We start from the raw sequence: 11,798 nt of genomic DNA, 5'->3' as shown, positions 1-11,798 counted from the left end.
ATCGCTTAGCCTATGCAAAACTCACAATCAGAACCATTAACATCAGTGGAGCTTGATCTTGTTATTCCCGAGTGGTCGTGTCCGCCAAATGTGGTGGCTTATACAACGACGCGAGCGGGTGGCGTTAGCATAGGCGATTTTGCGGGCTTAAACGTTGGCGCACATGTGGGCGATGATTTGCTGTTGGTGAACGCTAATCGACAGATTTTGCCTCATAGCGAAAAGATCACATGGCTAGAGCAAACTCACAGCAACCGTGTAGTTTCTCTGCCAACTGTAGATACTACTGCAGATGCTGCTTTTTCGACGTCAAAATCACAATTCTGTGCAGTTATGACCGCTGACTGTGTGCCTATCTTATTATGTGACAAGCAAGGGCGAGCAGTAGCGGCAGTTCACGCCGGCTGGAAAGGGCTTGAGACAAACATCATTAAAAATGCTGTTTCATATTTCAACTGCCCATCGAAAGAAATTATCGCGTGGATTGGACCCGCTATCAGTCAAACGTGCTATGAAGTCGACACAGACGTGGCTGGTTTGTTTCGTCATATTCGTGGGGCAGTAACGCCAAGTAGCAACCACGGTAAATATTTACTGAACTTACCCGGTATAGCGCAGGCACAGCTAGAGCAAGCGGGCGTAGAAAATATAACACAAAGTCATTTATGCACGTACTCAAACGAGCACCGCTTTTACTCTCACCGAAGAGCGACGCATCAACAAAAACGGACCACAGGTAGAATGGTCAGTGTTATTGGCATGCGCTAATGTTTATTTGTCTTGGTCATCACAGACTAAGAAACGCTAAACTATTGCGCTAAATCAAACTCCCATCAGTCTTTTACATCTTTTTAGCGAACTTTTGACGCTAATACTTGAATCATTATTCCACTGCCTACATAACTAGTTCATAAATAATTGTTCATCTTTTAGGTTGAGATTATGAGACTAGATAGATTTACCAGTAAATTTCAGATCGCTATATCCGACGCTCAATCACTCGCATTAGGACGAGATCACCAATATATAGAACCTGTTCATTTAATGACGGCCATGCTTAATCAGCAGGGAGGCTCAGTGCGCCCGCTGCTAGATCAGGCAAACATCAATGTGAACGCTCTGCGCTCAGCATTAAGCCAGGCAATTGAAAGAATTCCTCGTATAGAAGGAATTGGCGGTGACGTTCAGTTAAGCAAAGATAGTGTTGTGCTACTTAACCTTTGCGACAAAATAGCGCAGCAGAGAAAAGACGAATACATCACATCTGAAATCTTTGTACTGGCGGCGCTTCAAGATAAGGGGCGATTGGGTGAAATACTTAAAAGCCTTAATATAAACAAAGACACGATTGAAAGCGCCATCGATGATATGCGTGGTGGTCAGAAAGTTACAGATCCTAATGCTGAAGATGTTCGTCAAGCGCTCGAGAAGTACACCACAGATTTAACCGAACGGGCTGAACAAGGCAAGCTTGATCCCGTTATTGGTCGTGATGAAGAAATACGCAGAACCGTTCAAGTGTTGCAGCGCAGAACTAAAAACAACCCGGTGCTTATTGGCGAGCCGGGCGTGGGCAAAACAGCCATTGTTGAAGGCTTAGCGCAGCGAATCATTAACGGTGAAGTGCCAGAAGGTCTTAAAAACAAACGCGTGCTTGCTCTTGATATGGGCGCGTTGGTAGCCGGCGCTAAATATCGCGGAGAGTTCGAAGAGCGTCTGAAAGCGGTGTTGAACGAGCTCGCGAAAGAAGAAGGCCGTGTCATTTTATTCGTTGATGAACTCCACACCATGGTGGGGGCAGGGAAAGGCGACGGAGCGATGGACGCAGGGAATATGTTAAAACCGGCGTTAGCCCGCGGCGAGCTTCATTGTGTGGGTGCGACTACGCTAGACGAATATCGTCAGTATATTGAAAAAGACGCAGCGCTTGAGCGCCGTTTCCAAAAAGTTTTGGTTGAAGAGCCAAGTGTGGAAGACACCATTGCCATTTTACGGGGGCTCAAAGAGCGTTACGAACTTCATCACTCAGTAGACATAACTGACCCAGCAATTGTAGCCGCAGCCAGTTTGTCACACCGCTATATCAGCGACCGTCAACTTCCAGATAAGGCGATTGACCTTATTGATGAAGCGGCCTCTAGCATTCGTTTGCAGATAGACTCAAAGCCGGAAGAGATGGACCGCTTAGAACGCCGTATTATTCAACTAAAGCTTGAAGAGCAGGCGCTAGCTAAAGAAACGGATGATGCCAGCCACAAACGTCTTGAGATGATCGAGTTAGAGCGTGAGCAAGCGGAAACCAAGTATTCAGAGCTTGAAAAAGTTTGGCTGGATGAAAAAGACGCCATGCAGGGTACTCAGACCATTAAGGGGGAACTTGAGCAAGCAAAGCTAGACTTGGAAATTGCCCGAAGAGCGTCTGACCTTAACCGTATGTCAGAGCTACAATACGGCCGTATTCCTGAGCTTGAAGCGAAATTGGAACAAGCGGCTGAAAATGAAACTCGTGAAACTACGTTACTTAAAAACAAAGTGACTGACGCAGAAATTGCTGATGTATTGTCACGATGGACGGGGATTCCCGTGGCTAGAATGCTGGAAGGCGAGCGTGAAAAGTTACTCCGCATGGAAGATGTGCTTCACAAGCGTGTCGTTGGTCAAGAAGAAGCGGTTCAATCGGTATCGAACGCAATCCGCCGTAGCAGAGCGGGACTCGCTGACCCTAATCGTCCCATTGGCTCCTTTCTTTTCTTAGGCCCAACCGGGGTAGGGAAAACGGAGTTATGTAAAGCATTAGCCGGTTTTATGTTTGATACCGAAGACGCCATGATTCGAATTGATATGTCCGAATTTATGGAGAAACATTCTGTGGCGCGTTTAGTGGGGGCGCCTCCCGGCTACGTTGGTTATGAGGAAGGCGGTTACCTAACGGAAGCGGTCCGTCGCAAACCATACTCAGTGATCCTGTTAGATGAAGTTGAGAAGGCCCACCCTGATGTGTTTAACATTCTGCTGCAGGTGTTAGATGACGGAAGACTGACCGATGGGCAAGGGCGCACCGTAGATTTCAAAAATACCGTGGTTATCATGACGTCGAACCTAGGCTCAGACATCATTCAGGATAAGCACAATGAAAATCAGTATGACGAGATGAAATCACTGGTAATGAATGTGGTTGGGCAGCATTTCAGGCCAGAGTTCATCAACCGCGTTGATGATATCGTAGTATTTCATCCGTTAGGGAAAGAGCAAATCAAGTCTATCGCAAAAATTCAGCTTGCCTCGCTTCGGGCAAGGCTTGCAGAAAAAGGGTATAAGCTCACGCTTTCCGCTGCAGCCATGGATAAATTGGCGGATGCAGGTTTTGACCCTGTGTTTGGTGCACGTCCGCTTAAAAGGGCGATACAGGTGCAGGTGGAAAACCCACTCGCGCACCAATTACTCGCTGGTGAGTTGATACCAGAGTCCACCATTCGCATTGACGCTGATGAGAGCGGGCTCTTTGTGGTGAGTAGCTAATTAAAAAGGGAATTTATCTCTATTAAATCCAACTACATCAAAGGCACTGGGAGCAGTGCCTTTTTATTGCCTTTTTGTTGCTTTATCGTTGTCTTTTCCATTAGTTTACTTTCTAGAGCAATTTTCAGTGTCAGTGTTAGGAGTTATGCATGCAATCAGCCCCAATTATCAGCGCATTTAAACGCGTACTCGGGGAAAGCAATCTTGCCATAGGAAAACGTCAAACTGAGCACTATAGAAAAGGGTGGCGTTCTGGTGAGGGGGAAGCGCTGGCTGTACTTTTTCCTCAGACGCTACTGCAATATTGGGAAGTGCTGAAGGTTTGCGTTGAGCATGACTGTATTATCATTATGCAGGCGGCGAAGACAGGGCTTACTGAGGGCTCTACCCCAAACGGCGATGATTACGATAGGCCGGTGGTGGTTATTAACACCCTAGCCATGAACGATATTGTATTACTCAACAAAGGGAAACAAGTGCTTAGTTTCCCAGGGGCAACCTTGTTCAAGCTTGAAAAAATGTTGAAGCCTATCGGTCGCGCTCCGCATTCGGTGATTGGCTCATCTTGTTTAGGGGCGTCAATTGTTGGCGGTGTTGCAAATAATTCAGGTGGTGCCTTGGTGAAGAGGGGCCCCGCCTATACCGAGCTATCGCTGTTTGCCCAGGTAGATAAAAATGGCGAACTTAAGTTGGTCAATCATTTGGGGATAGACTTAGGCGAAACACCTGAAGAAATGATCAATAATCTCGCTTCAGGTAACTTTTCAATATCACTACCTGAAACCAGTAAGAAAGCGTCGGCCAGCGATTACGAGCAGATAGTTCGAGATGTGAAAGCCGATACGCCGAGTCGCTTTAACGCCGATCCAACAAGGCTTTTTGAAGCCAGCGGGTGCGCAGGTAAAGTCGCTGTTTTTGCCGTGCGGTTAGATACCTTTGAAGTACCTGAGAGAGAGCAGACGTTTTATATCGGTACAAATGATGCGGCTGTGCTTACCCGTATTCGCAAAGACATCTTGACGACCTTTAAAAATGTTCCTGAAGTGGGCGAATACCTGCATAGAGAGATGTTTGACATTGCTGATCTGTACGGTAAAGATACGATATTGAGTATTCAGCGGTTGGGCACAGATTCACTACCTAAAATGTTTGCGCTTAAAGGGCGAGCGGACGCTGTACTGAATAAACTGCCTTTTATGCCTCGCTATTTAAGTGACAGAATCATGCAGTTTGGAAGTAAGTTTTTTTCTGACCAGATCCCACCAAGTTTAAGAGTCTACCGCGACAAATACGAGCACCATCTTATCCTTAAAATGAGTGATGGTGGTATTGAAGAGGCAAAAGCATTTTTGGCCAATCTTTTTAACGAAGAGAAGCTAGATGGTGACTACATTACGTGTAATGAAGAAGAAGCATCTAAGGCGTTTTTGTTGCGTTTCGCCGCTGCGGGTGCCGCGGTGCGCTATCAAATGCTGCACCATGATCAAGTAGGGGGCATCTTAGCATTAGATATTGCCTTACGCCGCAATGATGATTTTTGGGTAGAAAAGTTGCCTGAACATATTGCTAAACATGTTGAAAAACCGCTTTATTACGGGCATTTCTTTTGTCATGTTTTTCATCAAGATTACATTCTCAAAAAGGGCAGTGACGCTAAAAAAGTCAAAGCCGACATGTTAGCGCTTTTAGATAGTCGTGGCGCCAAATATCCTGCGGAGCATAATGTTGGGCATTTATATGAAGCTGAGAGTGCTTTGCAGCGATTTTACAGAGAGCTAGATCCTACCAATACCTTTAACCCAGGTATCGGTAAGATGGAAAAGCACAAACGCAATTGTTCGTGCTGTCTTTAGCAATGAGCGTGAGAGCCTTATAGGCTCTCTAACAGTGTTCTAGCTTGAGGGCGTTTAAAGAAAGGGCGCTCTACATTTACGGCATATTCTAGTTCTTTCTTCGCTTCCTCAATTCTATTGAGTTTAGCTAGCGTGTATCCCAAATGATAGCGAATGTTGGGGTCGTTAGCGTCCCTAGCAAACGCGTCTCGCAACATCTTTAAGCTACCCTCATAATCTCCCTGCAGGGCTTTGATAAACCCGAAAGTGTCTAGTATTTTGGCCGAATTAGGCTGTAATTCGTAAGCCTGGCGTGCATAGTTTTTTGCGGTATCCAGCGATGTTTCAATGTGCATGATTGCCAAGCGGTTGAGAGCTTCGGCAGGGTTGAGCAAGTTGGGCTCTTCGATAAGTTCTTTATATAGCGCTGTCGATTCGTCAAATTCTTGAATAAAGAATAAATACTGGGCCAGTAGGTTTTTTGCTAGCAGGTCACTCTCATTCTTAGCAATCAATTCACGTGCGGTATTTAAAAATACATCAACAAACTGTTCATTCAATGCGTAGTTGTATATCGCAATAAATGCCTGTGCAAATGTTGAGTCTACGTCTAGCGCTTTTTCGAAAGCATTAATTGCGCTTTCATTATTGCCTTTATTTGCAGCTAATCTTCCCTTCAAAAAGTGATAGACGGGGTTATCTTGCTGGTTTGCAGGAATGGTTGCTAAGAGTGACTGTGCTTTATCGTTCTTCTGCAAATCTAACAGTAGGCTTGTATAGCGCAGGGTAACAAATGTGCTTGTGTTGGCTATGTCGTGTGCGCGAGCCATGGCGTCTAAAGCGCTGTCGTTATCGCCAATATTTCGGGCTTGATCAGCAAACGCAATTAACTTACCCGCGTCGTCGTTAATAAAGTTTCTTACAATGCTGAGTGTTTTCTCTGCATCTGCGCGTTGATTATTGCCTAACTGAAGTGCAGCCTTTCGCAGCAGATAATCGGCATTGTCAAAATCATCTTTAATTAACAGGTCTAAATGATATAGCGCGTTCTTTACATCGCCTTGTTGCTGATACAAAGACGAAACTCGCTCTCTTGCCCCAACGTTCGACGGGGTTAGCGTTAATATATCAAGGTAAATTTGCTTCGCGTCTTCTACATTGCCTGCTTTGGTCAAATTAAACGCTTTCAGCATTAGTGTTTCATTATGCTGAGGCGACAAAGCAAGAAGTTCTTCCACAAGCAGGTTAGACTTATCTACATTTCCTAAACGACTCTCTGTAGCTGCCAAATTGAATTTTGCAGGGAAGAGGGTAGGATTTTGCGCCAGTGCTTTCTCAATATTGTCTTTAGCTTCTGCTAATTGACCCTGTCTAATCAAAATACCTGCTTTCAGGTTGTACACTTCAGCTTCGTCAGGAAAAAGCCCACTTAGTAAATTTGCGCCTTTCAAAGCACTATCAAACTGCTGTGCCTGTAAGTTCATTAATGAATAAGTGAAAAGAAAACCCGCGTTATCTTTGTAGGTAGGCAAGTTCTTTTCGAGAATTGATAGGGCTTCGTCCTGCCTACCTCTAGCTGCCATTAATTTAATTTTGAAAAGCTGCAGCTTGTTTTCATTGGGGTACTTATATTCGAGGTTTTGTAGAAGACGTTCAGCCTTAAACGCTTTGTTTTGGCGAATAAATAAATCACCCAAAAGTAGGGCTGAATCGGGGTCTTCCATTAAAGCATCTTGATGACGTTCAAGAAGCGCAAGCGCTTGTTTATCTTGCTGTGTTGCCATATAAACCTGGCTCAGCATTAATACAGCTTGCAAGTCTTCCGGTTCACGTTGCAAATAAGCGTTAAAATCTTTTGCTGCTGTCTCCATATTGTTATTGAAGAAGTTGGTTAAACCGCTTATGTACAGCAACATGGGCTGAGAGGTTATCAGTTCGGGATCAAGCTGCGACATGAAATCGTTGAGCTCTTTTAGCTTTTCGTTATCAATAGCTTGCTGGTTATCTCTGCTTTGCAGCCAGCTGTTAAGCAGTATGGCCAGAGGGTCGTTGGGCGTATCTTCAATAATTTCATCAACAAAAAGCTTTGCAGTATCGTAGTCTTTCGCTTCTAAGTACAAATCTACAAGATTACGCAGGGCAATAGGATCGTCGCGGTTAAACGTTAGCGCTTTCTGTAAATGGGCGGTTGCACCGTCGGTATCACCTTGTCGATAGGCAAGCTGGCCCTTTAATCGCCATGTGATTGCGTTTTCTGGTTCTAACGACATGGCTTTGTCGATAAGAGACGTTGCTTTAGATAAGTCTTCATTTTGAAGGGCAATAGAGGCTAAGCCATTTATAGCGGGCACGAAGTTAGGTGTGCGTGAAACAATAGTGTTGTAATCACGAAAAGCGCACGCTTCGTCTTCCAGTCTAATGCACGCGGTTGCACGAATCATTAGCCACTCGCGCTCTGCCTCTCCTGACAGTTTGTTTAAATCGGCAAAGTCGACAATCTCTTTATATCTGTTCAAGAACAGCCAAGTGTTACCCAGCGGTTCTGCCAGAAGGTTAATGTCAGCACCCATTTCAAGTGCTTCTACAAACTCCATTTCAGCCGCGGTTAGGTAGCCGTTTATAAGCAGTATTTCGCCCATGAGTATTTTCGCAGCTAGATTTTCAGGGTCTTTTTGTAAGCTATTTTTAAGGTGAATATAGGCTTCGTCATACTCGTTTTGATTAAATGCCGTGAGGGCTTTTTCATAGTCTTCCGACGTCGTAGCGAAACTGTTAAAAGCGAAAAATGATGAAGCAACTGCAGAGATAATAGCGCGATGCACAACACGCTTTTTATTATAAAAAAAATCCATATAAACCTTCAAAATTTAGCCTAGCCACTGGCTTAAAAATAGCAAAAAAAAGGTGGCCTAAGCCACCTTCTAAAGATACGTGTTTTCTGAGCGTTTTTAAACCATTAAACGCGACGCTTACGTCTATAAAGAACAAGACCCAAACCTAAGCTCATTAGTGCAAGGGCACCTGGTTCGCTTACTTCTGTGTTTTCATTGAGTGCTTTAGTGAAGTTGATAGATGTAATCTTCAGGCCATCATTATACATACTGGCGCCGTTGACGGTTCCAAAAACCGCGTTATATGCCCCAACTAACCAATATTTTGCGCCTTCAGTAAACCCAAAATCTGACGATTGGTAGTTGCCGTTTTTCTTAGTAATATTGAAAGAGTTCGATACCGCTCCATCGATAATCTCAGTCCAAGTACTGTTTTGCGATTTCAACGAAAACAATTGATTATCATTAATACCTGCAATAGAAACTTGTTGATCATAACCTTGTTTGTTGACCCAACCAAATCCCACCGCATCAAGGGTGACTTTTTCGTCGAAGCTGAACAATATGAAATCGAAGTCAGCGTACTTTCTACCATCTGCATTGTCTTCGCCATTGTAAAAGTAGTTGTCGGCTGAATGATTTGGAGAAGTACTCCCTTCTCCATCTTGATTAAGGACACCGTAACCATAGTAATAACCATATTTGTCAACGACTTTATAGGCGTTTGCACTTTTGACTATCATATCTTTAGATTCAGGGTCTAGGGAGTCGCCTGTATCAGACCATCCGCTAAGCGATACATTGATATCGTTAACAGTTACACCAGAATGAGATAACAAAGCAGATTGACTATACTTTTTTAATACAAGCTCGTATGAACTCTCTTTCAAAGAAGTATCGTGGCTGGTAGCATTCACAGTAAAGCTTTGTATTATTAAGAGTGACGATAAAGGAATTAATGATCTTAGATTACGCATATTTATACTCAACGTCCTTACAACTGGATGTTTCACTATAAGCATAATTCATGCCTGAATTTTAAGGTGTTGTTTTTGTTGTGGAAGTTATATTTGTGATATGAAGCGATGAATAATAGTAAAAAAAACTGACAGGTTGTACCACCTGTCAGTGATCTAAAGTCTAATTTTATTAAATAAGTTTCTTGCGGCGCCACATGACGATGAGTGAGCAGGCCATGAGTAGGCCAAAAGTCCCAGGTTCTGACACTTCCGTTGTATCGGGCGTGCCCGTTGTTTCTGTAACAGAGAAACCAATGTTGGCGAGTTTAAACGCATCGTTACCCACTCTCCCGCCAATATTGCCAAATACTGTGTTGTAGGCACCCACCAACCAATATTGAGCTGACTCAGTAAAGGAAAAATCTGCACGATGGTCTAAATATTCACAGCTCTCAATATCAAACGAAGCTGACGTTAAGGCATCCGCGACGATATCACTCCAAGTATTTATTCCTGAAGTTAATTTCGAGGTATTGCTAAGCGCCGCCACAGACACCTGACTATCACTACTGCTGTGTAACCAAGAAAAACTAGCACCGGTTAGCGTTACCGCAGAATCAAACGATAGCAAAACAAAATCATAGTCCCGTTCAACGTTTGTAAATCTGTAATATTCAGAATTACTGCTACCGCTTGAGAAGTAATTTAAATTATCAATCGCGTGGTCGGAATAACCTTTGTAATTCGCCTCGTCATTATTTGTTACGCCATAAGCCCATTTATCAGATATTTTTTCTAACTTGGCACCAACGACAGTTTCCCCCGTAATACCGTGAGTATCAGAAAAGGCAGACATGTTAATATTCAGGCCATCAATTTGAACGATGGAATTATTTGTGAAGGAGTGCTGTGTTACTTTATCGCCCACTAAATCATAATTGTACTCACCCAGTGGTGAGTTACACACATTAGTCTGCTCAGTGGTTTGGGTTGACGAGCCGCAGTGAGAATAGCTTTGCTGTGTATAAAAGTACGTGGCAAATGCAGTGCTTGCGTTCAGACTTGATAGCAAAGCGGTAGAAAGAATCATCACAGATTGTAAAGAAAACGATTTATGAAGTGATCGCATAACTACTTTCCTCTATAAGAAGCGCTTTGCGCTTCGAGTACTTACCTAATAAGCTATGCGTATCTTGATATGCAATACTTTTAAGTAGTACTTAATTTCAACATGGATTTGTATGATATCTGAACGGTGAGCTGTTTAAGGTATCTTGGCGTATACCTAGTTATTAGCGCTTGATCAATTGCTATCGAAACCTACGTCGAATCTAACGATGGCTGTATGCCGACTTAGTTTAAGAAAACACACGTGTCTGAATGAATATATTTAACAGCGCTTTGAGTGATGGTGTGTAGGGAATGTATGTAAGGAAGCATGCTACTTTTTACTTTGCTATGCGTTCTTACATATCTATGAAATAATTAACGCAATTATATGTAGAAGTACGAGGACATATGTCTGATCAAAAACGTAAAGGGATATACTTACTTCCCAACTTATTAACAACAGCAGGGTTGTTTTCTGGTTTCTTTGCTGTGGTTTCATCAATGAACGGTCGGTTTGAAGCTGCGGCGGTAGCTATTTTCGTAGCTATGATTTTTGATGGCCTAGATGGGCGTGTGGCGCGAATGACAAATACGCAAAGCGACTTTGGTGCCGAGTATGACTCAATGGCCGATATGGTTTCTTTTGGAATGGCGCCGGCGCTTGTCGCTTATAATTGGGGTTTAACAGAGCTCGGTAAGTTGGGTTGGTTAGCCGCTTTTATATATGTAGCGGGTGCAGCACTTCGACTAGCCCGCTTTAATACACAAGTGGGTATTGCTGATAAACGTTTTTTCCAAGGTCTTGCAAGTCCGGCAGCGGCGGCAGTGGTATCTGGACTTGTGTGGGTTGGTGTTGAGTATGATGCCGTAGGGACCGACTACGGTCTAATAGTTGCTGCGGTGACGGGATTAGCTGGCCTGCTTATGGTCAGTAACTTTAAATACAATTCTTTTAAAGAAGTTAACTGGCACGGCAAAGTCCCGTTTGTTGGCCTTCTCTTAGTGCTACTTATATTTGTTGTTGTAGCAACAGAACCTGCACTAGTACTGTTCTTAGTATTTGCTTTGTATGCTTTGGCGGGACCTATTAACACTTTCCGCACCGTTGAAAAAGTAACGTTGGATGACGTGGTAGGCGATCACGAAGAAGATGCAGATTTTAAGGCTGACAAAAAGCAACATGGTGAAGAGGTAGACAAAACCCGGGAATAACTTCGCGGCAATGTTCAAATGCTCAAGCGCGATAATAAAGAATAACTGCCTTTCTTGAGCGTTACATAAAGCAATTTTCAACGTATTTGAACGCATAATGAGCTGATGGATTAAAAAGCGACCAAACGGTCGCTTTTTTTATAATTATTCTAAAAAGGCTGTTGACGGCACAGAAAGAATGCGTAGAATGCGCGCCTCCTCAACAGGGAACAGCAAAAGCTAAACACTGTAGAGGATGTCAAAAAACAGAGTTTAAAATAAATGAACAAAAGTTGTTGACAAAAAAATGATGCGCTGTAAGATACGCATCCGCTTCGGGAGAGGCAGCTAGCAAA

At 43.6% G+C, this 11,798-nt stretch carries 7 protein-coding genes; 4 read left to right on the top strand and 3 right to left on the bottom strand.

Annotated features, from left to right (window positions below; translation table 11 throughout):
• Positions 1-12 precede the first annotated feature (12 nt).
• The 3 genes from pgeF (at position 13) to dld (ending at position 5,372) form a co-directional block, all read left to right on the top strand.
• Entirely contained in the window at positions 13-768 is a 756-nt protein-coding gene (pgeF, locus tag GVO63_RS17235) for a peptidoglycan editing factor PgeF (protein ID WP_159581524.1), read from the top strand.
• 174 nt (positions 769-942) lie between these two features.
• Positions 943-3,519 carry an ATP-dependent chaperone ClpB gene (gene clpB / locus GVO63_RS17230; protein WP_159495242.1) on the top strand — a complete coding sequence of 859 codons (2,577 nt, stop codon included), beginning with the start codon at positions 943-945 and terminating at the stop codon, positions 3,517-3,519.
• 149 nt (positions 3,520-3,668) lie between these two features.
• Positions 3,669-5,372: a D-lactate dehydrogenase gene (gene dld / locus GVO63_RS17225; RefSeq protein WP_159581522.1), complete on the top strand. Its 1,704-nt coding sequence runs from the start codon at positions 3,669-3,671 to the stop codon at positions 5,370-5,372.
• A gap of 17 nt (positions 5,373-5,389) precedes the next feature.
• Here the strand turns inward: dld and prsT are convergent, their stop codons facing one another.
• The 3 genes from prsT to xdp1 (GVO63_RS17210) form a co-directional block, all read right to left on the bottom strand.
• Positions 5,390-8,203, bottom strand: coding sequence for an XrtA/PEP-CTERM system TPR-repeat protein PrsT (prsT, locus tag GVO63_RS17220; protein ID WP_159495244.1), 2,814 nt, complete (start codon positions 8,201-8,203; stop codon positions 5,390-5,392).
• A gap of 104 nt (positions 8,204-8,307) precedes the next feature.
• Positions 8,308-9,159, bottom strand: coding sequence for an exosortase-dependent surface protein XDP1 (gene xdp1 / locus GVO63_RS17215; RefSeq protein ID WP_159581520.1), 852 nt, complete (start codon positions 9,157-9,159; stop codon positions 8,308-8,310).
• Positions 9,160-9,331: 172 nt separating this feature from the next.
• Positions 9,332-10,270, bottom strand: coding sequence for an exosortase-dependent surface protein XDP1 (gene xdp1, locus GVO63_RS17210; RefSeq protein ID WP_159581518.1), 939 nt, complete (start codon positions 10,268-10,270; stop codon positions 9,332-9,334).
• 389 nt (positions 10,271-10,659) lie between these two features.
• Between xdp1 (GVO63_RS17210) and pssA the strand changes: the two genes are divergently transcribed.
• Positions 10,660-11,463 carry a CDP-diacylglycerol--serine O-phosphatidyltransferase gene (gene pssA, locus GVO63_RS17205; RefSeq protein ID WP_159581516.1) on the top strand — a complete coding sequence of 268 codons (804 nt, stop codon included), beginning with the start codon at positions 10,660-10,662 and terminating at the stop codon, positions 11,461-11,463.
• Positions 11,464-11,798 lie beyond the last annotated feature (335 nt).

The organism is Alteromonas sp. KUL106, assembly GCF_009811415.1.
GTDB lineage: Bacteria > Pseudomonadota > Gammaproteobacteria > Enterobacterales > Alteromonadaceae > Alteromonas.
Note: the sequence above shows the minus strand (reverse complement) of the source record. Positions and strands in the feature narration are given on the sequence as shown.